Annotated in this window: 22 protein-coding genes; 8 read left to right on the top strand and 14 right to left on the bottom strand. The window is 69.2% G+C overall.

Going from position 1 to position 24,245, the window contains the following annotated elements; all coding sequences use genetic code 11:
- Positions 1 to 44: 44 nt before the first annotated feature.
- Positions 45 to 1,046 carry an ABC transporter substrate-binding protein gene (locus RQG82_RS04150; RefSeq protein ID WP_311257873.1) on the top strand — a complete coding sequence of 334 codons (1,002 nt, stop codon included), beginning with the start codon at positions 45 to 47 and terminating at the stop codon, positions 1,044 to 1,046.
- 63 nt (positions 1,047 to 1,109) lie between these two features.
- Here RQG82_RS04150 and RQG82_RS04145 read toward each other — a convergent pair whose 3' ends face one another.
- From RQG82_RS04145 to RQG82_RS04110, 8 genes are all read right to left on the bottom strand, one after another.
- Positions 1,110 to 1,406, bottom strand: coding sequence for a putative quinol monooxygenase (locus tag RQG82_RS04145; RefSeq protein ID WP_311257872.1), 297 nt, complete (start codon positions 1,404 to 1,406; stop codon positions 1,110 to 1,112).
- Positions 1,407 to 1,431: 25 nt separating this feature from the next.
- Positions 1,432 to 2,400, bottom strand: coding sequence for an aryldialkylphosphatase (locus RQG82_RS04140; RefSeq protein WP_311257871.1), 969 nt, complete (start codon positions 2,398 to 2,400; stop codon positions 1,432 to 1,434).
- Positions 2,400 to 3,350 (bottom strand): shikimate dehydrogenase, encoded by a 951-nt coding sequence (locus tag RQG82_RS04135; RefSeq protein WP_311257870.1) that lies wholly within the window; start codon positions 3,348 to 3,350, stop codon positions 2,400 to 2,402. The genes RQG82_RS04140 and RQG82_RS04135 overlap by 1 nt, the downstream gene beginning before the upstream one ends.
- Positions 3,351 to 3,359: 9 nt before the next feature.
- Positions 3,360 to 4,316 carry an NAD(P)-dependent oxidoreductase gene (locus tag RQG82_RS04130; protein ID WP_311257869.1) on the bottom strand — a complete coding sequence of 319 codons (957 nt, stop codon included), beginning with the start codon at positions 4,314 to 4,316 and terminating at the stop codon, positions 3,360 to 3,362.
- Positions 4,316 to 5,818 carry a xylulokinase gene (gene xylB, locus RQG82_RS04125; RefSeq protein WP_311257868.1) on the bottom strand — a complete coding sequence of 501 codons (1,503 nt, stop codon included), beginning with the start codon at positions 5,816 to 5,818 and terminating at the stop codon, positions 4,316 to 4,318. Before xylB ends, RQG82_RS04130 begins: the two co-directional genes overlap by 1 nt.
- Positions 5,819 to 5,827: 9 nt before the next feature.
- Positions 5,828 to 6,418, bottom strand: a complete 591-nt coding sequence (locus RQG82_RS04120; protein ID WP_311257867.1) for a glucose-6-phosphate isomerase family protein — start codon at positions 6,416 to 6,418, stop codon at positions 5,828 to 5,830.
- 147 nt (positions 6,419 to 6,565) lie between these two features.
- A complete protein-coding gene (locus RQG82_RS04115) occupies positions 6,566 to 7,549 on the bottom strand; it encodes an acetylxylan esterase (RefSeq protein ID WP_311257866.1) in 984 nt (327 codons plus the stop codon).
- 45 nt (positions 7,550 to 7,594) lie between these two features.
- Positions 7,595 to 8,131, bottom strand: a complete 537-nt coding sequence (locus RQG82_RS04110) for a CGNR zinc finger domain-containing protein (RefSeq protein ID WP_311257865.1) — start codon at positions 8,129 to 8,131, stop codon at positions 7,595 to 7,597.
- Between the two features lie 39 nt (positions 8,132 to 8,170).
- On the opposite strand from RQG82_RS04110, the gene RQG82_RS04105 reads away from it, so the two are divergent.
- The 5 genes from RQG82_RS04105 (at position 8,171) to RQG82_RS04085 (ending at position 13,688) form a co-directional block, all read left to right on the top strand.
- A complete protein-coding gene (locus RQG82_RS04105) occupies positions 8,171 to 9,151 on the top strand; it encodes an EamA family transporter (protein WP_311257864.1) in 981 nt (326 codons plus the stop codon).
- 307 nt (positions 9,152 to 9,458) lie between these two features.
- Complete coding sequence (locus RQG82_RS04100) at positions 9,459 to 10,127, top strand: GntR family transcriptional regulator (protein ID WP_311257863.1); 669 nt, start codon at positions 9,459 to 9,461, stop codon at positions 10,125 to 10,127.
- The gene (locus RQG82_RS04095; protein ID WP_311257862.1) at positions 10,124 to 11,650 is read left to right on the top strand and encodes an MmgE/PrpD family protein; all 1,527 of its coding nucleotides are present in this window, start codon (positions 10,124 to 10,126) and stop codon (positions 11,648 to 11,650) included. Before RQG82_RS04100 ends, RQG82_RS04095 begins: the two co-directional genes overlap by 4 nt.
- The gene (gene prpB, locus RQG82_RS04090; protein ID WP_311257861.1) at positions 11,650 to 12,552 is read left to right on the top strand and encodes a methylisocitrate lyase; all 903 of its coding nucleotides are present in this window, start codon (positions 11,650 to 11,652) and stop codon (positions 12,550 to 12,552) included. Before RQG82_RS04095 ends, prpB begins: the two co-directional genes overlap by 1 nt.
- A 2-nt stretch (positions 12,553 to 12,554) precedes the next feature.
- On the top strand, positions 12,555 to 13,688 hold the full coding sequence (locus RQG82_RS04085) for a bifunctional 2-methylcitrate synthase/citrate synthase (RefSeq protein ID WP_311257860.1): 1,134 nt from the start codon (positions 12,555 to 12,557) through the stop codon (positions 13,686 to 13,688).
- A 75-nt stretch (positions 13,689 to 13,763) separates the two neighbouring features.
- Here RQG82_RS04085 and RQG82_RS04080 read toward each other — a convergent pair whose 3' ends face one another.
- Positions 13,764 to 14,189 (bottom strand): META domain-containing protein, encoded by a 426-nt coding sequence (locus RQG82_RS04080; RefSeq protein WP_311257859.1) that lies wholly within the window; start codon positions 14,187 to 14,189, stop codon positions 13,764 to 13,766.
- Between the two features lie 340 nt (positions 14,190 to 14,529).
- Between RQG82_RS04080 and RQG82_RS04075 the strand changes: the two genes are divergently transcribed.
- Entirely contained in the window at positions 14,530 to 16,683 is a 2,154-nt protein-coding gene (locus RQG82_RS04075) for a S1 family peptidase (protein WP_311257858.1), read from the top strand.
- A gap of 193 nt (positions 16,684 to 16,876) precedes the next feature.
- Here the strand turns inward: RQG82_RS04075 and RQG82_RS04070 are convergent, their stop codons facing one another.
- The 5 genes from RQG82_RS04070 to RQG82_RS04050 all read right to left on the bottom strand — a co-directional run bounded on the left by RQG82_RS04070 (position 16,877) and on the right by RQG82_RS04050 (position 22,842).
- Positions 16,877 to 18,400, bottom strand: a complete 1,524-nt coding sequence (locus tag RQG82_RS04070; protein ID WP_311257857.1) for an alpha-N-arabinofuranosidase — start codon at positions 18,398 to 18,400, stop codon at positions 16,877 to 16,879.
- A gap of 59 nt (positions 18,401 to 18,459) precedes the next feature.
- Positions 18,460 to 19,365 carry a carbohydrate ABC transporter permease gene (locus RQG82_RS04065; RefSeq protein ID WP_311257856.1) on the bottom strand — a complete coding sequence of 302 codons (906 nt, stop codon included), beginning with the start codon at positions 19,363 to 19,365 and terminating at the stop codon, positions 18,460 to 18,462.
- Positions 19,365 to 20,315: a sugar ABC transporter permease gene (locus tag RQG82_RS04060; protein ID WP_311257855.1), complete on the bottom strand. Its 951-nt coding sequence runs from the start codon at positions 20,313 to 20,315 to the stop codon at positions 19,365 to 19,367. Before RQG82_RS04060 ends, RQG82_RS04065 begins: the two co-directional genes overlap by 1 nt.
- On the bottom strand, positions 20,312 to 21,649 hold the full coding sequence (locus tag RQG82_RS04055; RefSeq protein WP_311257854.1) for an extracellular solute-binding protein: 1,338 nt from the start codon (positions 21,647 to 21,649) through the stop codon (positions 20,312 to 20,314). Before RQG82_RS04055 ends, RQG82_RS04060 begins: the two co-directional genes overlap by 4 nt.
- Before the next feature lie 146 nt (positions 21,650 to 21,795).
- Entirely contained in the window at positions 21,796 to 22,842 is a 1,047-nt protein-coding gene (locus tag RQG82_RS04050; RefSeq protein ID WP_311257853.1) for a LacI family DNA-binding transcriptional regulator, read from the bottom strand.
- A gap of 78 nt (positions 22,843 to 22,920) precedes the next feature.
- Here RQG82_RS04050 and RQG82_RS04045 point away from each other — a divergent pair, with 78 nt between their 5' ends.
- Positions 22,921 to 24,180 carry a D-arabinono-1,4-lactone oxidase gene (locus RQG82_RS04045; protein WP_311257852.1) on the top strand — a complete coding sequence of 420 codons (1,260 nt, stop codon included), beginning with the start codon at positions 22,921 to 22,923 and terminating at the stop codon, positions 24,178 to 24,180.
- The last annotated feature ends 65 nt before the right edge of the window (positions 24,181 to 24,245 follow it).

Below are 24,245 nucleotides of genomic sequence, written 5' to 3'. Positions count from 1 at the left end.
CTCATCCATCCCTACCCACCACCACAGAGAACAATGGAGTTTCCATGAAATTCGGCAAGAAGACCGCATTCGCGGCACTCGTGGCCGCATCCGCCCTCGTCTTCGCGGGGTGCGCAGGCGGCGGTGACGTCATCGAAGAAGGCGGCGGCGCAGACGGATCGAGCGGTGACGGTGAGATGTACATCGCACTCGTCTCGAAGGGCTTCCAGCACCAGTTCTGGCAGGCCGTCAAGCAGGGCGCTCAGGAGAAGGCAGACGAGCTCGGCGTGAAGATCACGTTCGAAGGCCCCGCCGCCGAGACCGAGATCGCCCAGCAGCTCGAGATGCTCACCAGCGCCATCGACAAGAACCCGGATGCCATCGCGTACGCCGCGCTGGACCCCGAGGCCTGCGTCGCACCGCTCGAGCAGGCGAAGTCGAAGGACATCCCTGTCGTCTACTTCGACGCCCCCTGCAACGGCGACGTCGGACTCAGCCTGGCAGCGACCGACAGCAAGGTCGCCGGCGCGCTCGCCGCAGAGCACATGGCAGAGCTGATCGGCGGCGAGGGCGAGGTCGCGATCGTCGGCCACTCGCAGATCAACTCGACCGGTGTCGAGCGTCGTGACGGATTCGTCGAGAAGATCGAAGCCGACTTCCCCGACATCGAGATCGTCGACATCCAGTACGGAGACGGCGACCACCTGAAGTCGGCTGACATCGCCAAGACGCTGGTCGCCGCGCACCCCGACCTCAAGGGCATCTACGGCACCAACGAGGGCTCGGCCATCGGCGTCGTGAACGCCGTGAACGAGCTCGGTCTCGAGAAGGGCAAGATCACGATCGTCGGATTCGACTCGGGAGCCGCCCAGATCAACGCGATCAAGGACGGCACGATGGCCGGCGCCATCACGCAGGACCCGATCGGCATCGGCGCACAGGTCGTCCAGGCAGCGTACGACGCAGCCAACGGCGACACCGTCGACGAGTTCTACGACACCGGTTCGTACTGGTACGACAGCACGAACCTCGAGGATGAGAAGATCGCAGCCGTCCTCTACGAGTGACCCGCTGAGATCGCAGAAGCCCCTCGCCTTCGGGCGGGGGGCTTCTCTGCGTTGCGGAGTGCGTCAGACGCGGCGCAGGAACGTCAGGATCGACGAGGGCTCGACGATGAGCTGCTGCAGCGCCTCGTTGAACGGCACTCCTGCGGGAGCGGCGAGGTGCTCCTGGAAGGCGGCCTCGTCGCGGTAGACCTCGTAGACGAAGAAGCGGTCGGGGTCGTCGACGAGTCGAGTGGCATCGAACACGACGTTGCCCTCTTCTGCCCGCACGATCTCGGCGAAGTCGCGCAGCAGTGCGGCGACGTTGTCGCCCTGCTCGGGGCGCGCGGTGAAGATCGCGTGCAGGATCGTGGGCTCGGTCATGGGAGTGCTCCTCGGAGATGGGGGATCAAGACGACAGGGTGAGCAGGCGCGCGGGGTTCGCGACCAGCATCCTCTCGACTGCATCCTCGCCCACCGCCGAGCGCAACCGCGGGATGCAGCGCTCGCCGAGATAGGCGAGTCCTGGCAGTCCGCCGTAGGAGATGTACCGAGTTCGACGGGCGACGTCGCCGCCGAGAAGCACCCGGTCGCCGGCGCCGAGCTCGACGACCCGCTCGGTCAGGGCGAGCAGTTCGGCATCCGACCTCGTGCGCGGGCGGGCGAAGCCGTCGTATCCCAGGTAGGCGCCGCGTTCGGCGAGTGAGGCGTGCAGCCCTGCGTCAGGGTCGCGGTCGGCGTGCGCGAGCACGACGCGATCGGATGCCGCACCCTCGGCCTCGAGCAGATCGAGCACCTCATGGGCGGCGGTGCAGAACTCCAGGTGCACCATCACCGGGGCTCCGGTGGCTCGGTGAGCCTCGGCGACTGCGAGCAGCGTCGTGCGCTCGAAGGGGCTGATGCTCCAGTATCCGACCCCCGCCTTGAGCATCCCGGCGCGCACCGGGGTGCCATCGGGCGCTGCCGCACGGGCGACGACGGGCGTCTCGAACACCAGTGCATCGTCGACGACCATGCCGCGCGTCACCTCGGAGACGAACAGCTCGGCGAGGCGCTCGACGCTCCACACCTGCAGAGGGTGATCCGCGCCGTAGTGCGCCTCGCGGTGCCGCCCCGTCGTCGCGACGACATGCATCCCGGTGCCCGCGCTGATGCGCGCGACTCCCTCGGGGTCGCGGCCGAGGCCGAACGGGGTGGCATCGACCATCGAGGCGAAGCCACTGGCTTTCAGCAGCGCCGCCTCCCGACCCGAGAGATCCTCGTCGTCGAGCTCGTCGCCGGCGAGCAGCGGTGAGACCTGGAACAGATGCTCGTGATAGTTCGTCGGCCCGAGCTGCGCCGGGTCGATGTCGCCGAGCACAGTGCGGATGCCGGGCATCAGCGCACCGACTCGGCAGCCTCGGCGAGCCGCTCGACGATCTCGGGGGTGAGGTCTATCTCGAACACGTCGGCGACGACCTGCGACCAGCCGTGGATGAAGTACCGCCATCCGTCGATCACGTGCAGACCCCGCTCGGCCTGCTGCGCATGCGCCTGGTGCAGGAACTCCAGCGACCCGCGGTAGTTGAACTCCCACACCCATGCGTCGGTAGGGAACGCGACGTCGTCGGGCAGCGGAGAGCCGGGGCGGTCCTTGCCCAGGCCCGTGGCGTTCACGATCAGCGACCCCGCCGGCGCCGCAGCGACGAGTGCTGCCGCATCCTGCACCGTGTCGGTGCGCACGTAAGAGATCAGCCCGTCGGGAGTGCCGTGCTGGCGGTGCACCTCGCGCAGGTGGGCGAGCTTGTCGTCGTCTCGAGCGGTCACGGTGATCCGCGCCGGAGCATCCGCCCGCTCCGCCAGCGCCCAGCTGAGGGCCGTGCCGGAGCCACCCGCGCCGAGGATCACGACCTCTGCTCCCGTGCGGGCGAAGTGGTCGGCGGGGAGGAAGTCGTTCAGCGCGAGGTCGACCGTGAGGGGATCCTTGGCGCGGCCGATCAGACGATCCCCCCGCTTCGAGATGCTCGAGATCTCGGAGCACGACACTGCGAACGGGTCGAGCTCGTCGAAGAGGTCGGATGCCGCGGCGAAGACGTTCATCTTGTGGGTGGTCACAAGAGCGCCCCGGTGATTCGGGTCGTCGCGGATCTGCTCGACCATCGCCACATACTGCGCGGGGGTGGCATCCATCGGCAGGTCGTGCCCGATGAGGTTCTCGGTGGGGAGGCCGAGCACCTCGGCCCATTTCGGGAACACCTTCATGATCGACGATGAGCCGGTGCTGACGCCGACGAAGCCCATGTAGCCGCCGGTCGTAATGGTGGTCGCAGGCGTCTCGGTGATGGTCATGGTCGTCCTTCAGGGTCGGGGTGAGACGGGGTGGGCGGGGGAGCGCCCCGCGAGCACGGCGAGCACATCGTCGAGCGAGAGCGAGCCCATGTTGTCGACGGCCTGCGTCGTCTGGGCGCCGAGGTGCGGGGTGATCGTCACCCGATCGGCGAGGTCGTCGGCGAGCAGCGGGCTCGCGCTCGCCGCGGTGTCGCCGTGCAGGGTGTCGGCGGCGTATGCACCGAGACGGCCGTCGCGCAGAGCGGCCGCGACGGCCTCCTCGTCGACGAGGTCGGGGCGCGCGGTGTTCACCAGGATCAGGCCGGGGCGGATGCTGTCGAGGCGCGCCGCATCGACGAGCGTCCGCCCGCCGGGGGCGTGCAGGGTGATGAGGTCGGCCGATCGGAACAGCTCATCGACGTCGGTCGGCTCGGCGCCGCCCCCGACGATGACGTCGGCCGGGAGGAAGGGATCGGCCGCGAGCACTCTCGAGCCGAAACCGCTCAGGCGCCGGGCGACGCCCTGGCCGATGCGTCCGAAGCCCACGATGCCGACCGTCGCAGCACCGAGCTCGCGTCCGCGGCGCACGCCCCAGTCGCCCGCTCGCACGCGGCGGTCGCCGTCGGGGATGAACCGCAGTGCCGCGAGCATGAGTCCGAGGGCGTGGTCGGCTACGGCATCCGCATTCGCACCCGGGGTGTTGGTCACGGGGATGCCGCGTCGCCGCGCCGCATCGAGGTCGACGGCCTCGGTGCCGACGCCGTAGCGGGCGACGATCCTGAGGTTCGGTGCGGCGGCGAGGTGATCGTCGGTCACGGGGCCCGTGCCCGCGACCCAGCCCTCGGCGGCCGCCAGCAGCGGTGCGAGCTCGGCGAGACCGTGGTGCGCGGGGCCGCGGACGACCTCGTGACCTGCGGCCCTGGCCCGCCCGACGAGGTCGAGATCGCCGTCCGAGAACGAGCGACTCGTGGCGAGGATAACGCCCATCAGAGATCCTCGGCCGGCGGCGCGGCGGCGAACCACGGCTCGAGTGCCGCGTAGGCGTCGACGAATCGGGCGTGCCGCCGGGCGTGGATCGCGTGACGACCGGCATCTGGCGTGAACTCCGCCGTGACCTCGCTGAGCGCCCGCGCCGCCGAGAAGTCGGCGAGACCGAGGCCGACCGCACCCGTGACCGCCGCGCCGAGGCTGTTGGCCTCTTCGACGATGGTGCGTCGGCGGATCGGCACACCCCACACGTCGGCGAGGATGCCGAGCCAGGCGTCGCTCTGCGCCCCGCCGCCGACCGCGTCGATGCGGTCGATCGCGGCTCCGGATTCGCGGAAGGCCTGTATGCAGGTGAGCAGGTTGTACGCCACGCCCTCGAGCACGGCGCGCGTGAGGTGCGCACGGGTGTGGTGCCGCCCGATGCCGACGAAGGCGCCGCGGGCGTGCGGGTCCCACAGTGGCGAGCGCTCGCCGAGGAGGTAGGGCAGGAAGTAGAGGTCTTCCGTGTCGAGGTCGCCGCCGGCCTCTGCCGTGAGGCGCGCGGTGTCGGGGTGCGCGGGGTCGGGCGAGAGCGCCTCGGCGATCCACTGCACCGACGCTCCTCCGGCCTGCATGGTGGCGGTCGGCACGAACGAACCGGGCACGACGTTGTCGAAGGTCATGGTGCGCATCTGCGGGTCGTGCAGCGGGGTGAGGCTGGCGAACGAGATCCACGACGACGTGCCCAGGCACACGTAGGCGCCGTCTTCGGGGGCGACGATGCCCGAGCCCACCGCAGCGAGAGGGCCGTCGCCGCCGCCCATGACCACGCGGACGGATGCCGACAGGCCGAGGGCATCGGCCGACTCGGTCGTGAGGGCTCCGGCGACGGTCGTCGACTCGAGGATCTCGGGGAAGAGCGCGGCGTCGAGTCCCGCTGCCGTGAGAACCTCGGCCGACCAGGTGCCGCGCAGCTGGTCGTAGGCGTTCGTGCCCGAGGCGTCGGAGCGCTCGGTCGCGAGACGCCCGGTGAGCCGGTAGACGATGTAGTCCTTGGCGACGCAGAAGTGGCGCACTCGCGCCCAGACGTCGGGTTCGTTGTCGCGCACCCACATGATCTTCTCGATCGAGTAGGTCGGGTTAAGGCGGTGGCCGAGCACGCGATACGCGTCCTCGGCGCCGAGGCGCTCTTCGAGCGCGCGGGTCTGCGCGCCTGAGCGCGTGTCTGCCCAGATGATCGCCGGTCGCACCGGCTCGCCGTGCGCGTCGAGCAGCACGGTGCCCATCATCTGGCCGCTCACGACCAGGCCGCCGACAGTCTCGGGGGCGATGCCCGCCCGAGACATCAGCTGCCGGGTCGCCGAGACGACGGCATCCCACCAGTCGGCGGGGTCTTGCTCGGCGATGCCGCCGGTGGCGAAGTGCGCGGGGTAGGGCACAGTGACCGAGGTCACCAGGCGCCCGTCGTCGTGGTGCAGGGACGCCTTGTTTCCGGTGGTGCCGAGGTCGTGCGCGATCAGCATGCTGGGCCCCTATCCCGCCGAGGGGGTCGCGGAATAGGGGCGCAGGTCGACGCCCGCGGCCGAGCGGTAGGCGCGCGAGCCCATGCCGTGCTCGAGCACCCAGCCGTAGTCGTGGCCGGCACCGCCGGGGTAGACGGCGAGGAACGCATACGGCTCGTCGCCCGTGTTCACCGAGCGGTGCGCCCATCCGGGCGGGATGTAGCCGATGGTGCCCGGAAGCATGTCGAGCCACTCGGTGCGCTCGCCGTCGAACATCAGCAGACCGCCGCGGCCCTTCAGTGCGAGATAGATCTCGCCCTGGTGGTTCGGATGCTGGTGCCCCTTGGTCATCCAGAGCTCACCCGACGTGTCGCCGGGCATGATCGTCGTGATCGACTGCGGCAGCTCGCGGTCGACCTCGGGCACGGGCGAGCTCGTCACCGTGTACACGACCGGGTTGTCGCCGGCGGATGCTGCGGCCCACGCATCCCCGTCGAGGAACAGGCCCTCGAGATCCGACATGCGGCGCGTGAGGGTGGGACCCTCGGGCGAGAGCGTGAGCTTCTCGGCGTCGAACGCGATCGCCATCGGCGAGATCGGGGGCGTGTGGAACTGGGGCATCGGTGCTCCTTGTACGGGTGCTGCGGCGCTGCGCAACCTGTAATAACAAGTTGAGTGTACCTGTGATGACAGGTTGCGTCCAGTGCTCGGATGCGCGGGGTGGCGAGCGCGAGTGTGGGCGGGTGTGGGCGGGTGCGGGTGCGGATCTCAGGATGCTGCGCGCAGCGCGCGTGCGAGGTGAGCACGGCTGCCGGCGATCGCCTCGGCCGTCACCTTCTCCAGCCCCGGATGCCCCGCATGGCCTGCCGGGAGGACTGCGAGTTCGAGCATCCGGGCCGCGTTCGCGACCCCGAACTGTCCCTGCGGCGGCACGTACGGATCCCACAGCGCCGCCTCGACACGCACCGGGACGCGGGCGAAGCCGAGGGCCGAGGAGGCGTCGAACAGGCGCAGCACGTCGCGGGCCTCGGGGTGCGCGGCGACGTAGCCGCGCACGGTCTCGCCGCTGCCGAGGCACTGCACGGCCAGGCGTTCGTCGTATTGCCCGAAGCTCGGCACGATGAGCGTCGCTCCGATGAAACGGTCGTCCCACGGCAGGGCCAACGCGCCGATGCCACCGCCGAAGCTCTCGCCGACGTAGTAGAGCGGCAGGGATCCGACGAGGGTGCCGAGGGCGTCCGCCGCCATCCAGAGGTCGCGGGCGCAGAGACCCAGCACGTAGGAGTCCGTGCTCTCGATCCCGGCCACCACATGCTCGGCCTGGGGCTCGGGGGCGCCGATGCCCGCGTTCAGCGTGGGCAGCCCGCGGGCGACGGGGAAGATCGCGGCCGCGTCGTCGGGCACCCTGGCCAGATCGACCGCACCGCGCCCGCCGTAGCCGTGACCGTGCACGACGCCGACGCGCGCCGGGGAGGAGAGAGGCTCGACGAGCCAGGCCCGCAGGCGCGTGCCGTCGACTCCTGCATGCTCGATGACCGAGACCCGTCGGCCGTGCGCGGTCTCGGAGGACAGCACGGCGGGTGCGGCATCCATCGTCTTCGCCTGCTCGCGCCAGCTCTGCCATCGCTCGGCGAAACCGCCGGGTGCGGCGATCGGAGCGATCGCGCGGAGCGAGCTCAGCGTGTGGCCGTAGCTGGCATCGAACTCGGCGTCGGCGAACCACGAGTCGGAGAGGGCGGGAAACGAGGGCATCGGTCACCGAGGCTACCTGCCGGGATCAGGAGGGCGCGCCGTGGTTCAGGCGTGCGCGCGCCGCGCGCGATACGCGGCCACCGCATTGCGGTTCGTGCAGGTCGTCGAACAGAAGCGCTTGGAGCGGTTGCGAGAGAGATCGAGGGCGAGTGCCTCGCAGGTGTCGTCGGCGCAGATGGAGATGCGCGACCCCTCATCGGCGCGGATGACGTCGATCAGCGCCATGGCGGTCTCGATCAGCACGCGTTCGGCCAGCGGGCGGTCGTCCGCGACGGCGTGCAGGTGCCAGTCGACTCCGTCATGGCGCACCAGCCTCGGCGCGAGATGCGCCTCGGCGAGGGTGGCGTTGACGTGCTCGGCCATCTCGTCTCGGGGCGCGAGAAGCATGGTGCGCAGGCGCGAGCGCAGGTTTCGCAGAGACGCGAGCTCGGCCTCGTCGCGGTCGAGGCGACCCGAGTAGGGGAAGTCCGCGAGGAAAGCCTCGTAGTCGGCGAGAGTCTCGAGCGTCTCGGGTTCCTCCGCCGAGTTCACGAGCCAGACGGCGGAGCGCAGAGCCTCTTCCGTGTCATCGGTGAAGTTCATGTTGACACCTTACATCCTGCGCGAGTAGCGTCACCTGTCATGAGCAAGGTTGCAAATGACATCAGCGCGCCGGGCGTGCGGTTCGGTCTGCCGCTGGCTATCGGCGCGGCCTTCGCGTTCGGCATGTCGGGCGCTTGGGCTCGAGGGCTCATCGACGCGGGATGGACCCCCGGTGCGGCAGTGACCGCGCGGGTCTGGGTCGCCGCTCTCGTGCTGCTCGTGCCGACGATCATCTCGCTCCGGGGCCGGTGGGGAGTGCTCCGGAAGAACGCGGGCATGGTCGCCGCCTACGGACTCCTCGCGGTCACAGCCACCCAGCTCTGCTATTTCCAGGCCGTCGCCGTCATGGACGTCGGCCTCGCGCTGCTCATCGAATACACGGCGCCGATCGCCGTCATCCTCTGGCTGTGGCTCCGCCGGGGCGAACGCCCGAGTCGCCGCAGTGTGATCGGAGCGGCCATCGCCTTCGTCGGCCTGGTGCTGATGCTCGACATCATCACCGGAGCCGAGGTCAACGTCGCCGGCATCCTGTGGGCGCTCGCCGCGATGGTCGGCGCCGCGACGTACTTCCTGCTCTCCGCCAAGGCCGACACGGGCTTGCCTCCGATCGCGCTCGCCGGGGGAGGGCTGCTGCTCGGCGCTGTCGCGCTGACGATCGCGGGCCTCGTCGGCATCCTGCCCATCGCCTGGACGACCGACGACATCACCTACCGATTCGGCACCGTGCCGTGGTTCGTGCCGGTGCTCGCGATCGGCCTCATCGCGACCGCACTCGCCTACGTGCTCGGCATCGCATCGACCCGGATGCTGGGCTCGCGCCTGGCATCCTTCGTCGCGCTCTCCGAGGTCGTCGCCGCACTGCTGTTCGGCTGGCTGCTGCTCGGGCAGCTTCCCGATCTGCTGCAGGCCCTCGGCGGAGCGCTCGTGCTGGTCGGCGTGGTGGTCGTGAAGCTCGGCGAGCCTCGCCCCGCCGAGTTCATCGAGCCGATTCCGGAGGCCGTGCGGTCGCCGCAGCGGTAGGTCGTCGTGCCCGCGTCCTGACCCCCTCACTCGGGCGGGGTCAAAACCGCATCCCAGGGTGCCGTTTCGGGTGCACTTTTGACCCCGCACCCGAGAGCGGGTGCACTTTTGACCCCGCATCGACGGGCGGATGCAGTTCTGACCCCGCACCCGAGAGAGCTGACCCCGCACCGCGTGGAGGGAAAGGCGGGAAGGGTGCGCGCCCGCGTCGCCGTGGCATTCGACCCGTCCGTGCTCTATGTATACGTGAAGCGGTCGAAATGGAACCCCAGGCGCAAAGCGCCGGATTTATGTATACACTGAGGGCATGAGCTCCGTCGCCGATCGCATCAGTGCGAGCGATCGAGCCCACGCGACGCTGCTGGAGGAGATCCAGTCGGGCGCCCTTCCCGCCGGCTTCGTGCTCGGCGAGGTCGAGCAGGCCGCCCGCCTCGGCATCAGTCGCACACCGATGCGCGAAGCACTGCGGCGCCTCGCGGCCGACGGCCTGGTCGTGCAGCAGTCTCCGCGCGTCACGGTGGTCGCCGACCTGGATGCCGACGACATCCGCGCGCTGTTCGAGATCCGCCGCGCACTGGAGGAGACCTCCGCCCGCCTCGCCGCCCGCCGGGGCGATGCCGCCCTCTTCGCGGCCCTCGCCGAGGAGTTCGCGCACGTCGACCTCGCCGCCGTCGAAGGGCGCGACGCCTATTACGCGCTCATCGCACGTTTCGACGCTGCCCTCGACAATGCGGTCGACAACGACTACATCGCCTCGGCGCTGCGCACCGTGCGCACCCACCTCGTGCGGGTGCGACGCATGGCCCGCGACAAACCTGCCCGCCTCGCCGCCTCCGCCGCGGAGCACCGCACGATCGCCGCGGCGCTCGCCGCCCGAGACGGCGACCTCGCCGCCCATGCCACGCACGTGCACCTGCACAATGCGCTCACCGGCATCCTCGACTCCCTGACAGCCAACCCGGAAGGTGCGAAATGACCGTCACCCACCACGTCCGCGTCCACCGCAGCGAAGAGAACCTCGCCCGCGAAGACCAGCTCGCCTGGAAGATCGCCGAGGTCGCCGCCGATCCGGTCGAGGTCGAGCAGGACGTCGCCGACATGATCATCAACCGCATCATCGACAACGCGTCGGTCGCCGCGGCATCCCTCACCCGCGGGCCGATCAACGCCGCCCGCGCCCAGGCGTTCAGCCACCCCGTCTCGACCGGCGGCATCGGCGCCACGGTGTTCGGCGCCGCTCTCGACCACCGCACGAGCCCCGAATGGGCGGCGTGGGCCAACGGCGTTGCCGTGCGCGAGCTCGACTACCACGACACGTTCCTCGCTGCGGAGTACTCGCACCCCGGTGACAACATCCCGCCGATCCTCGCCGTCGCCCAGCATGTCCAGGCCGACGGCCGCGCGCTGCTGCGCGGCATCGCGACGGGCTACGAGATCCAGATGGACCTCGTGCGCGCGATCTGCCTGCACAAGCACAAGATCGACCACGTCGCCCACCTCGGGCCGTCGGCCGCCGCCGGCATCGGCACCCTGCTGGGCCTCGACGTCGAGACGATCTACCAGGCCGTGGGCCAGGGGCTGCACACCACCACCGCCACCCGCCAGAGCCGCAAGGGCGAGATCTCGACCTGGAAGGCGCATGCCCCGGCCTTCGCGGGCAAGCTCGCCGTCGAGGCGGTCGACCGGGCGATGCGCGGCCAGACCAGCCCGGCCCCGATCTACGAGGGCGAAGACGGCGTGATCGCCTGGATGCTCGACGGCAAGGATGCCGCCTACGAGGTGCCGCTGCCCGCCGCGGGCGAGGCGAAGCGCGCGATCCTCGACTCGTACACGAAAGAGCACTCGGCCGAGTACCAGGCGCAGGCGTGGATCGACCTCGCCCGCAAGCTGGGCACCGAGAATCCGGCGCTGCGCGACCCCGCGAACATCGACGCCATCGTGCTGCACACCAGCCACCACACGCACTACGTGATCGGCTCAGGCGCGAACGACCCGCAGAAGTACGACCCGACGGCCTCGCGCGAGACGCTCGACCATTCGATCCCGTACATCTTCGCCGTCGCGCTGCAGGACGGCGGCTGGCACCACGTCGACTCCTACGCTCCCGAGCGTGCCGGTCGAGAAGACACCGTCGCGCTGTGGCACAAGATCACCACGGCCGAGGATGCCGAGTGGACGCGCCGCTACCACTCGGAAGACCCCGACGTGAAGGCGTTCGGCGGTCGCGTGGAGTTCCGCCTGACCGACGGCACGACCGTGGTCGACGAGATCGCCGTCGCCGACGCGCATCCGCTCGGCGCGCGTCCGTTCGCCCGCGACAACTACATCGCGAAGTTCCGTCTGCTCGCCGAGCCCGTGCTCGAGGCGTCCGAGATCGAGCGCTTCCTCGAGCTCGTGCAGCGTCTGCCCGAGCTGACGGCCGCCGAGGTCGGCGAGCTGTCGATCATCGCGCGGCCCGGTCTGCTCGAGGGCGCGGACGCCCCGAAGGGGCTGTTCTGATGCTGTATTCGCACGTCACCCCGGCCGAGAAGCGCCGCCTGTTCCGTGAACGCCTCGCGAGCGGCGAGCTGCTGCGCTTTCCCGGAGCGTTCAACCCGCTGAGCGCCCGCCTGATCGAGCAGAAGGGCTTCGACGGGGTCTATATCTCGGGCGCGGTGCTGTCTGCCGACCTCGGCGTGCCCGACATCGGCCTCACCACTCTGACCGAGGTCGCCGGGCGGGCGAAGCAGATCGCGCGCATGACCGACATCCCCGCGATCGTCGACGCCGACACCGGCTTCGGCGAGCCGATGAACGTCGCCCGCACGATCCAGGAGCTCGAGGATGCAGGCCTCGCCGGCACGCACATCGAAGATCAGATCAACCCGAAGCGCTGCGGTCACCTCGACGGCAAGAGCGTCGTCGATGAGAGCACCGCGATCCGCCGCATCCGTGCAGCGGCCGACGCGCGTCGCGACCCGAACTTCCTGATCATGGCCCGCACCGACATCCGCGCGGTCGAGGGGCTCGACTCTGCGATCGACCGCGCCAAGGCGCTGGTGGATGCGGGGGCCGACGCTGTGTTCCCCGAGGCGATGCGCACGCTCGCCGAGTTCGAGGCGATGGCGAACGCGCTCGACGTGCCGATCCTCGCCAACATGACCGAGTTCGGCAAGAGCGACCTGTTCTCGGTCGACCAGCTGCGGGATGCCGGCGTCAACATGGTCATCTGGCCCGTGTCGCTGCTGCGCATCGCGATGGGCGCGGCGGGCCGCGCGCTCGATACGCTGGGCGAGGAGGGGCACCTCACCTCGAAGCTGGGTGAGATGCAGCACCGTGCAGATCTCTACGACCTGATCGACTACGAGTCCTACAAGCAGTTCGACTCGGGCGTCGCAGGCTTCACCGTCACGAAGGAGTGAGCATGACCGAGCCGGACATCAAGAAGGGCCTCGCTGGGGTCGTCGTCGACACGACCGCGATCTCGAAGGTGAACCCCGAGACGAACAGCCTGCTCTATCGCGGCTACCCCGTGCAGGAGCTGGCGGCGACGCAGCCCTTCGAGGCGGTCGCATACCTGCTCTGGCACGGAGAGCTGCCGGACGCCGCACAGCTCGCCGCGTTCCGCGCGACCGAGCGCGAGCACCGCGCGCTCGCCGACAACGTCAAGACGACGATCGACCTGGTGCCCCTCGAGGCCCACCCGATGGACGAGGTGCGCACGGCCGTCAGCCTCATCGGCGCCTCCGACCCGAACGCGGGTGGATCGGTGCTGGATGCCGGCGGCAGCCCCGAACAGAACCTCGAGCGCAGCATCCGTCTGTTCGCGGCTCTGCCGGCGATCGTCGCCTACGGTCAGCGTCGTCGCCGGGGCGAGCCGCTCGTCGAGCCGCGAGACGACCTCGACTATTCGGCGAACTTTCTCTGGATGACGTTCGGCGAAGAGCCCGATCCGGTGGTCGTCGATGCGTTCAATCGCTCGATGATCCTGTATGCCGAGCACTCGTTCAACGCCTCGACCTTCACGGCCCGCGTGATCACGTCGACGCTCAGCGACCTGTACTCAGCCGTCGTCGGTGCCATCGGCGCACTCAAGGGGCCGCTGCACGGCGGTGCCAACGAGGCCGTGCTGCACATCTTCGACGAGATCGGCGAGGCATCGAACGTGGTGCCCTGGCTCGATGCGGCCCTGGCCGAGAAGCGCAAGATCATGGGCTTCGGCCATCGCGTCTACAAGAGCGGCGACTCTCGTGTGCCCACCATGAAGGCCGCTCTCGACACGCTCGTCGAGCACTACGACCGCGCCGAGGTGGCAGAGCTGTACGACGCGCTCGAATCGGAGTTCGTCGCGCGCAAGGGCATCTACCCGAACCTCGACTACCCGTCGGGCCCTGCCTACAACCTGATCGGCTTCGACACCCTCACGTTCACGCCGCTGTTCGTCGCGGCGCGCGTGACCGGGTGGACCGCGCACGTGATCGAGCAGGCCGGGGCCAACGCCCTGATCCGCCCGCTGTCGCTCTACGACGGGGTCGACGAGCGCCACGTGCAGGACTGACCGGCGACGTCGGCCCGGGTCAGTGCACCCGGGCCGACGTCGGGTCGGATGCCGCCATAGCCGAGGCGAGCGCGATCAGCTCGCGCGCGTGAGGTTTCCGAGTTCGGCGCCCGACGCATCTTTGATCACGAGGACGTCGCCGTCGATCTCGACGGCGCGGATGCCCCGCATCCAGTCGTCGACGCCCTGGCATGCCTTCAGCGTCGAGGCGAACCTGGCGAGGTCGACGCGGTCGCCGTTCACCGAGTAGGTCGTCGTGATGCCGTTGCAGCCGTCGCTGCCGTGCACCTCGCCCTCGGCGGTGAACTCGAGGTGCGGCTGGCCTTTCGCATCCTCGCCCCAAAGTCCGACGAGCTTCTCGATGACGGCGTCGTCGCTCGGGTCGCTGCTCGAGGTCGGCGCGCCACTCGGGGCACCCGTCGCGCAGGCCGCGCCCATCAGGGCGAAGGCTCCCAGAATCGCGAGGCCGACGACGTTTCGTGCTCTGCGGTGGGTGCTCATGCTGGCCATGCTAACGGTGCCGCCTGCGAACGCAATCGCAACCTCGATGCGGCGGATACCGACCGGGTCGTCGTCTCCGACAGAGGAACGCGTGCGCGCTTATCGCACAGAGTACGTCCCGGTCAAGGGGTAAAATTCCGGTAAACAATTTCCCCATTCTGTGGATTTACTGGGTACTCTTCTTGAGATCCCTGTTCGTCCCGACGAACAGGATCCTGCTTGTCGGGGGGCCAGCGTCGTAGTTCACGCCTCCACCGGGAGGCGACCGGTTCTGTGCTCCATGCGCACAGCCGATTCTGAAACTGACTGACGATCCGTGACCAGCAAGGACATACATCACATGAAGCACAGAGTGACAGGGCGGCGCGCACTCGCGATGACCGCCGCGACGACGATCGCCCTCTCGGGCCTGCTCGTGGCGGGACCGGCCTACGCCGAGGATGGCGCAGAGCCCACCCCGACTCCCTCTCCGACCGCGACGTCGGAGACCCAGGCCCCGGCTGAGGAAGCACCCGTCGAGGATGCTCCGCCGGCCGACCTCGTGGAGATCGCCGACACGGCCGCCGACCACGGCGTCGAGTTCGTGGCCAAGGGCACGACCGCGGAGGGCGAGGAGATCACGCTCGTCTCCGAAGACGGCGCGACTGATGACGCGTCCATCGAGGCCTTCGCCGCAGAGGCCGAGATCTCGGCGTCTACTGTCGTGACGCTCGGAGGCACTCCGAAGGCGTTCGCCGAGGGTGACATCGTCGGTGGACAGGGATACCTGATCGTCGACCAGGACGACTTCCTCTACAACTGCTCCGTCGGGTTCGCCGCATGGAGCCCCGACCGTACGCCTGCGCTGCTCAGCGCAGGGCACTGCGCGTTCGATGACACCAATCGCCCGATGGCCGGAACCCTCTGGAGCGTCCCGAGCGAGCAGCCCGCAGCCGGCGGCGACGACGAGCTGCCCGCGACGCCCGAGGTCCTCGGCACCTTCGGGTTCGCTCAGTTCGGCAGCACGGACAATGCGCCCGGCTCGGACGGCGACACGAACGCGACCGACATCTCGGTGATCGACGTCGTTCCGGGTACCAACCCGCTCCCGTTCGTCACCGACTGGACCACGGCCACCGAGGCTTACGACTCGCTCGCAGACAGCGGAGTTTCGGTCAAGGCAGTCGGCGCCGCCGTTCCTGGCGCCGTATCGAAGAGCGGCCGCACGACCGGTTTCACGACCGGTGCGATCGATGGCAACGACATCGTGGACGGTTGGTCGAAGATCGAGGACCGCTGGGTGCAGGGCTTCTCGAGCAACACCGTGGCCGGCCCGGGCGACTCGGGTGGAGCTGTCATCCAGGGCAACACCGCGGTCGGACTGATCTCCGGCGGCATCGAGGCGTCGCCTGGCGTCGAGCAGTGGACCTGGTCTGCATCGCTCACCGCGGCTCTCCCCAAGACCGGTGGCTACGAGGTCGCACTCGACATCGACGCGCCGGTCATCACCAGCCCGACCGATGGCGCAGAGGTGCAGCCCGGAACGACCGTCACCGGAACCGCTCCCGGAGCGACCGAGGTCACGGTCAGCGGCTTCGGCGAAGACCAGACGGTCGCCGTCACGGACGGCGCCTTCTCGTTCGTCGGACCCGTCGAGCTCGGTGCGCAGTCCATCACGGTCACCGCGCGCAACGGCCTCAGCACCTCCGGCAGCACGACGATCGACCTGACCGTCGTGCCTGCTCCGCTCGTCGCACCGGTCATCACCTCGCCGGCTGACGGCACGACGGTCACCGAGACCGTCACCGCGATCAGCGGCACCGGCCTGCCGACCACCACCATCACGGTGACGGACGCTGAGACCGATGACGTGCTCGGCACGACCGAGGTCGCCGCAGACGGTTCCTGGACCGTCGACGGACTCAGCTTCGAGTACGGCGAGCACAGCGTCGTCGTGACGCAGACCCGCGACGGCGAGGTCTCGCCTGAGGCCACTGCACTGTTCGCCGTCCGCCCCGTCTCGCCGGCCGTGACCTCGGTCACGAACGGTGCAGAGTTCGCCCACAACGACGGCCCTGCTGGTCTCGCCGGCACGGGCATCGACGGCGCGACCGTCACGGTGAAGCTCAACGGCGCTGAGCCGGCTACGGCGAACACGGCGGCCCTCGCGGGCGCCTTCGCCGCAGCGAGCGGTACGTTCACGGCAACGGTCGAGGACGGTGCATGGAGCGTCGCGTTCGATGCGGCTCTCGAGCCGGGCACCTACACGGTGTCGGCCACGCAGGTCATCGACGGCGTCTCGTCGGCTCCGACCGACCTGGCGTTCGCAGTCCTCGCCGCACCGGTCGTCGGTGGTGGCGGTGGCGGTGGCGGTGCAGCGGCACCCGGTGACGGTGGACTCGCCGCGACAGGTTCCGACCTGCTCGTCCCGCTCTCGGCCGGAGCCATCGCGCTCGCGCTGCTGTCGGGTGGACTGCTGCTGGTCGTCCGTCGTCGCCAGCTCATCGAGAGCTGAACACGCTGATCACCTCTTGAGGGTGTGACCGGCCCCGGCCGTGAACCCCTCACCGAGAAGCCCGGTATCGATCGATACCGGGCTTCTTCGCGTCTGCGGGGGCGCCACGCGCGCAGGCGAGCGGATGCCGTGGGCACAGCAGAAGGCCCGACATCGGAATCCGATGCCGGGCCTTCTTGTGTCGAGGCGAGCCTCAGGCGAGTTCGATCACCGACCACGACAGCGGCGGAAGCGTCGCGCGCACCGCGCCGTCGACGACCTCGGCTGCGGCCAGCGGCACCATGTGCACGGCATCCTGCGTGGTCTCGAGGTTCGAGGTGTGGCGGTCGCCGCCCTCGGGGATCGTCAGCGTCTCGGCGTTGACGACGCGCAGCCCGGTGAGGCCGCGCAGCTCGACGGTCAGGTCGCTCTCCTCGTCGAGCGAGCGGTTGGCGACGAACACGACGACGCGTCCGGTCTCCTCGTCCCACGTCGCGGCCGCATCGACCGAGTCGACGCCGCCGTAGCGCTTCGTCTCGATCTGCGGAGCCGACACCGCGAGGCGCAGGATGCGACCCTTCGCGAGACGAGCCATGCGCTCGAACGGCCAGAAGCTCGTCTGGCGCCAGGCCGGACCGTTCTCCTCCGAGCGGATCGGCGCGATCACATTGACGAGCTGCGCCTGGTTGGCGATCTTCACGCGGTCGCCGTGCCGCAGCAGGCTGTTGAGCAGCGTGCCCACGACGACGGCATCCGTCACGTTGTAGGTGTCTTCGATCAGACGAGGATGCTCCCGCCAGCCCGACTTCGCGACCTCGCCGGCCTCGACGTCGTTGTACTTCACCTGATCCCACACGTTCCACTCGTCGAACGAGATGTCGACCTGCTTGGTGTGCTTGCCTGCGGCCTTGACGGCGTCGATCGTCGCGATGACGCCGTCGATGAACGCATCCATGTCGACCGACTCGGCGAGGAACGACTCGGCGTCGCCGTCGTGCTCCTGGTAATAGGCGTGCATCGATACGAAGTCGACCTCGTCGTAGGCGTGCGTGAGCACCGTGTGCTCCCACGTGCCGAACGTCGGCATCGACCGTGCAGACGAACCGACCGCGACGAGCTCGATCGTCGGGTCGACGAGCTTCATGGCCTTGGCCGACTCCTGCGCGAGGCGACCGTACTCGGTCGCGGTCTTGCCGCCGATCTGCCACGGGCCGTCGAGCTCGTTGCCCAGGCACCACAGCTTGATGTCGAACGGCTTCTCGGCGCCGTTCTTGCGACGCAGGTCAGACCAGTAGGTGCCGCTCGGGTGGTTCGCGTACTCGACGAGAGACCGCGCCTCTTCGACGCCGCGGGTGCCGAGGTTGATGGCCTCCATGACCTCGACGTCGGCTTCCTTCGCCCAGTCCATGAACTCGTGCAGTCCGAACGCGTTGGTCTCGATGGTGTGCCACGCGCCGTCGATGCGCACGGGGCGGTCTTCGACCGGGCCCACTCCGTCTTCCCAGCGGTAGCCGGAGACGAAGTTGCCGCCGGGGTAGCGGACGACGGTCGGACCCATCTCCTTCACCAGGGCGAGAACGTCCTGACGGAAGCCGCGCTCGTCGGCCTGCGGGTGCCCCGGCTCGTAGATGCCGGTGTACACGCAGCGCCCCATGTGCTCGACGAACGACCCGAAGAGCCTCCGGGGGACGTCGGCGATGGTGAAGTCGCGATCGATGGTGATGCGGGCCTGAGACATTGCTCTCCTAGGTTCTGGCTCTCGAGCCGGGTGGGGCCGGGTGGGGGCCGGGTGGGGGATTACTGACCGCCGAAGCCGCTGGTCGCGACGCCCTTGACGATCTGCTTCTGGAAGATGATGAACACGATGATCAGGGGCAGCGCGGCGAGCACGGCCTGAGCCATCACCTGCGCGTACTGCACTCCGTAGGCGCTGATGACCGTCTGCAGGCCGACCGGCAGCGTCATCAGGGTGGTGTCGTTGATGACGAGGAACGGCCAGAGGAAGTTGTTCCACGCACCGATGAAGACGAAGATCGCGACGGATGCCAGGATCGGCCGCGACAGCGGCAGCACGATCGACCAGAAGATGCGCAGGCGGCTGGCGCCGTCGACGCGGGCCGCGTCTTCGAGCTCGATCGGGATGGCGTCGAAGAAGCGCTTGAGGATGAACACCATCGCCGGGGCGACGACCTGCGGCAGGATCAGACCCCAGTAGGTGTCGATCATGTTGAATGCGAGCATCTCGTAGAACAGCGGGATGATCAGCACCTGCGGCGGCACGACGATCGAGGCGATGATGACGACGAACAGCCACTTGCGGCCGGTGAAGTCGAGCCGCGAGAACGCATAGGCGGCCAGCGCCGAGATCGTCAGGGTGATCAGGGTCACCGCGACCGACGTCCACAGGCTGTTGAACGCCCAGGTGTAGACGTTGCCCTGCGACAGGATCGCCGTGAACGCTTCGATCGTCGGCCCCGAGGCGCCGATCCACGACGGGTCGCCGCTGGCGGCATCCGTCTCGGTCTTGAAGGCCGTGGCGATCGCCCAGAGGAACGGCAGCAGCCAGCCGATCGCGAGGACGATCAGGACGACGAGGGCGCTGATGCGCAGCGCACCGAACGGCCTCTGACCCGGCAGGTGCGAGCGACGGGCGCGCGCCGGCTTGGTCGTGGTGATGGTCTCGGTGAGTGTGGCGGTGGACATCACAGCTGCGACTCCTTCCGGCTGCGCATGATCAGAGCCTGCGCGACGCCGATGATGACGATGAGAGCGAAGAACACGTAGGAGATCGCGGCCGAGTAGCCGAATCGGTAGCTGACGAAGCCGGCCTCGTAGATGTACTGGACGATCGAGCGGGTGGTGTCACTCGCCACCCCGCCGAGCATCTGGTAAGCCTGATCGAACAGCTTCAGCGATGCCAGGATCTGCAGGATCAGGATCAGCACGGTCGCCGGCCCCAGCTGGGGGAGCGTGATCGACCAGAACTGGCGCCACGGGCCTGCGCCGTCGAGCGATGCCGCCTCGTACTGCTGAGGCGGGATGTTCTGCATGGCGGCGAGGTAGAGCAGGAAGTTGAATCCGACCGTCCACCAGATGGTGGCGATGACGATCGACAGCATGTTGGTGTCGGGGTTCTGCAGCCAGGCGAGCGGCTCGAGGCCGAAGAACTCGAGGATGTTGTTGGCCGCGCCGATCTGCGGGTTGAAGATCCAGACCCAGATCTGCGAGATCACGGTCGAGGCGAGCAGATACGGCATGAAGAACGACAGCCGCCACAGCCACTGACCGGGGATGCCGCGGTCGACGAGCGCCGCCATGAGCAGCGCGATCACGACGAGCGGCACGGTCGACAACAGTGTGAACCACACCGTGTTGCCCATCGACTGCCACATCTTGGGATCGGTGAGCGCCTCGGCGTAGTTCGCGAAGCCGATGAACGAGCCGCCCGCCCCGGTGAGCGACTGGTCGGTGAAGCTGAGGATGATGCCGTGCACGATCGGCCAGGCGAGGAAGAGCACGAACGCGAGAAGGAAGGGAGCGAGGAACGCCCAGCTGATGAGCTGCTCGCGGTTGCGGGAGCCGGCGCGTCGAGCGGGCACCGCCGACTTCGAGCCGGTGACGATGGTGCGTGTGGAGTCCGTTGCGGTGGTCATGATGCGAACGTCCCCTCGGGGTCGGCCGGGTTGGGCTGTCGGAGGAGCGTGTTGACGCGAGCCTCGAACCGGTCGATGGCCGCGGCGGGGTCGTCGCCCGAGAGCAGCACTCCCTGCACGGCGGCGCCGAACTCGGCCTGGAAGTTCGACCCTGAGCCGGTGAACCACGCGGTGGGGTCGTAGACCACGTGCTGCGCGGCTTCGGCGTAGTGGGCCTGGGGAATCAGGTCGGCGTACTCGGGCGACTCGGTGACCGGGAGGAATGCGGGGATGTGCCCGGCCTCGGCCCAGCCGAACGAGCCCTTGAGCATGTCGGCGACGAACCGGTAGGTCAGGTCGCGCTTCGCGGGATCGGCGTTGGTCTGATGCGGCAGCACGAACGAGTGCGAGTCGGCGTAGACCGCCGGTGTGCCGAACAGCGTGGGGATCATCGTCGCATCCAGGGGCAGCTCGGCCGCCTGCATGGTGCGCAGCTCCCAGACGCCGGTGAACAGCATCCCGCTCTTGCCGGTGGCGAACTCGGCCACCGCGCTGCCGTAGTCGGCCTGGGCGAGGGCGATCTCTCCGTCGAGGAGGGTGCGCATGAGGGTCAGAGACTCGACCGCGGCATCCTTGTCGATCACGGCCTTGCCGCCGGCCGGCAGCTCCATCGCAGTGCCGTGCTGGGAGTAGAACGTGTAGAAGAGGCGCCACATCTGGGCGCCGTCGCCGAGGTAGCCGTACGAGAGCGCGTGCCCCTCGGCCTGGCCGCCGATGGCGCGCAGCTGGTCGAGGAACTCGTCAGGAGACGAGGTCTCCTGCAGGCGTCCGTCGCTGTCGAGCACACCGGCGGCGTCGCAGATGTCGGTGTTGAACATCGCGACGAACGGATGCGCGTCGAGCGCGATGCTGTACATGTTCTCGCCGACGAAACCCTTCTCCCAGATCGGCTTCGGGAACGTCGAGGCGTCGACGCCGAGGTCTGCGAGTCGGTCGAGGTCCCAGGTGTCGAGCAGGCCGCCGGGTGCCCAGCCGACCGTGCGCGTCGCGTGCATGATCGCGACGTCCGGAGCCCGCCCACCGGCGCCAGCCATGGCGAGCTTCGTGTAGTACGGGGTGCCCCAGGCGAGCACGGTGGGGCGGATGCGGTAGTCGCTCTGCGCCGCGTTCGCGGTGTCGAGCAACTGCGACATCGTCACGCCGTCGCCGCCCGAGAGCAGATGCCAGAACTGCAGGGTGGTGGCGTTCGAGCCGGGGACGGTGCCGGGGGCGCAGCCGGCGAGCAGCGCGGCGGCGGCCGTGACGGAGGCGGCAGTCAGGAACTGCCGCCGAGACAGATCGAGCGGGGGCGTCATCGTCACTCCTTCGTGACAGCGGGCGGGGTCGGGACTCATCATTACATCGATGTAATCGACGGCGCAAGAGCGAAGTGCCGGAGCCCGCGCGACGCGAGGGCGACCGGGGCTGATGCTGCGCGGGGGAGCGCGTCAGGCGGTGCGCGTCAGGGGCGGTGGCCGCGCGGGCGGCCCCGCGTGCTGTCGCGCTCGAGCAGATGGTGCGAGAGAGTGAGAGCCCGCGGCGGGGTGGAGCGGTCATCCATGCGCGACTCGAGCAGGGTGAGCGCCGCATCGGCGAACGCGCGGCGGTCGAAGGCGATCGTCGTGAGCGACGGAGACGTGTAGCGCGAGAACTCGACGTCGTCGAAGCCCGTCACGATCACGTCGTCCGGCACGCTCACGCCCTGATCGTGCAGGGCGTGCAGCGCTCCGAGCGCGAGCGAGTCGGTGAAGGCGATGATCGCGTCGAACGCCACGCCACGCCGGAACAGCGTCTGCACGCCATCCGCCCCACCCGTCATCGACCACGGCATCGGATTGATCTCCAAGGCGGTGTCACGGGGGATGCCGGCCTCCCGAAGCGCGTCGTGCACGCCCTCGAGTCGCAGACGGCCCGTCGCGGTCGCGACCGACGGGTCGTCGTCGGCGCCGATCACGGCGATGCGCGTCGCTCCGCGCGACAGCACGTGCCTGGTCACATCGGCCGCGGCTCGGCGGCTGTCGATGCGCACATGGTCGGCCCTGTTCTGCTCCACCTCGCCGAGCACGACGAGAGGGGGCAGCCGGTCGGCGTACTTCAGCACGCTGTCCTCGAGGCGGATGGGGTTCAGGATCAGTCCGTCGACCAGGTGCGCGCGAGCCCGGGAGACGAGCTCCCTCTCGCGTTCGGGGTCGGTCGCGGTCTCCTCGATCTGCACGGCGAGGCCGCGATCATGCGCGGCGTCGACGATGCGGTGCATGAGCTCGGCCGAGAACGCGGTCGCGAGGTCGGGCAGGGCGACGGCGATGATGCCCGAGCGGCCCTTGCGGAGTCCTCGGGCGTTGAGGTTCGGCACGAAGTCGAGCTGCGTCATCGCGGCCTCGACCCTGAGCTTGGTCTCCTCGCGCACGGCGACGGTGCCGGTGACGACGTTCGAGACCGTCTTGGGTGAGACGCCCGCGAGTGCGGCGACGTCCTTCATCGTCGCGCGCGGCGGCGGCATCGCTGTCATCCGGTCAGCCTATCCATCGCCTCGCCCGTGAGCCCACCGCATCGTCGTGTGTCCGCACTCGCTGGCTACTATGGCCCGATGACCATCGAACGCAACTGGGCAGGCAACCTCACCTACCGCGCATCCGCCGTCGAGCACCCCGGCTCGATCGACGAGCTGCGGCATCTGCTCGGCCGGGGCGGAGCAGTGCGCATCCTCGGATCGAGGCACTGCTTCAACGACATCGCCGACACCGACGGCCTGCTCATCGCCCTCGATCGGCTGCCCGTGGTGTTCGAGGTGAACGAGGCGCGCGACGCGGTGCGCGTCTCGGGTGGGCTGCGCTACGGCGACCTCGCTCCGCTGCTCGACGCCGAGGGGCTCGCCCTCGCGAACCTCGCCTCGCTGCCCCACATCTCGATCGCCGGCGCGGTCGCGACCGGCACGCACGGCTCGGGTGACGCGATCGGCTCGCTGGCCTCGGCGGTGCGCGCGCTGACGATCATCACCCCGGCGGGGGAGACGCGCACCCTCGCCCGCGGTGACGACGACTTCGACGGCGCGGTCGTCAGCCTCGGTGCGCTGGGTGCGGTCGTCGACGTCACGCTCGATGTCGAGCCCACCTACGAGGTGGCACAGCACGTGTTCGAGCATCCGTCGTGGGATGCGATCCTCGCCGACTTCGACGAGGTGACGAGCATCGGCACGAGCGTCAGCATCTTCTCGCGCTGGGAGCACACCGACTTCGCCGACCAGATCTGGGTCAAGCAGCGCCAGCCCGAGGCCCGGGAGCTCGCCCGTGACGACCTCTTCGCCCGATTGGGGGCGGAGCCGGCGACCGCCAAGCGGCATCCGATCATCGGCGTCGATCCTGTCGCCTGCACCGAGCAGCTCGGTGAGCCGGGGCCGTGGTTCGAGCGCCTCGCGCACTTCAAGCTCGAGTTCACGCCGTCGGCCGGTGCCGAGATCCAGAGCGAATACCTCGTGCCCCGCGCTGACGCCGTCGCCGCCATCCAAGCGGTGCGGACCCTCGCGGGTCAGATCGCGCCGCTGCTGCTGGTGAACGAGATCCGCACGGTCGCCCCCGACTACCTCTGGCTGAGCTCGTCGCAGGGCACGGAGGCCGTCGGCATCCACTTCACCTGGAAGCCCGACGAGGCGGCGGTGCGCGAGTTCCTGCCGACGCTCGAGGCGCTGCTGCCGGCCACCGCCCGCCCGCACTGGGGCAAGGTGTTCACTCTCGATGCCGCAGAGGTGCGCTCGCGCTATTCGCGATGGGATGACTTCGCCGCCCTCGCGCGGCGATTCGACCCCGAGCGTCGACTCGTGAACCCGTACCTCGAGCGCCTGGGCCTGTAGCGGCATCCATTGCACCACCCCGGTTGTTCTCGGTAACATTCTCCGAGGCTCGGCCGACGGAGGTG

This window comes from Microbacterium sp. WCS2018Hpa-9, assembly GCF_031843745.1.
In the GTDB taxonomy this organism is placed as follows: domain Bacteria; phylum Actinomycetota; class Actinomycetes; order Actinomycetales; family Microbacteriaceae; genus Microbacterium.
Note: the sequence above shows the minus strand (reverse complement) of the source record. Positions and strands in the feature narration are given on the sequence as shown.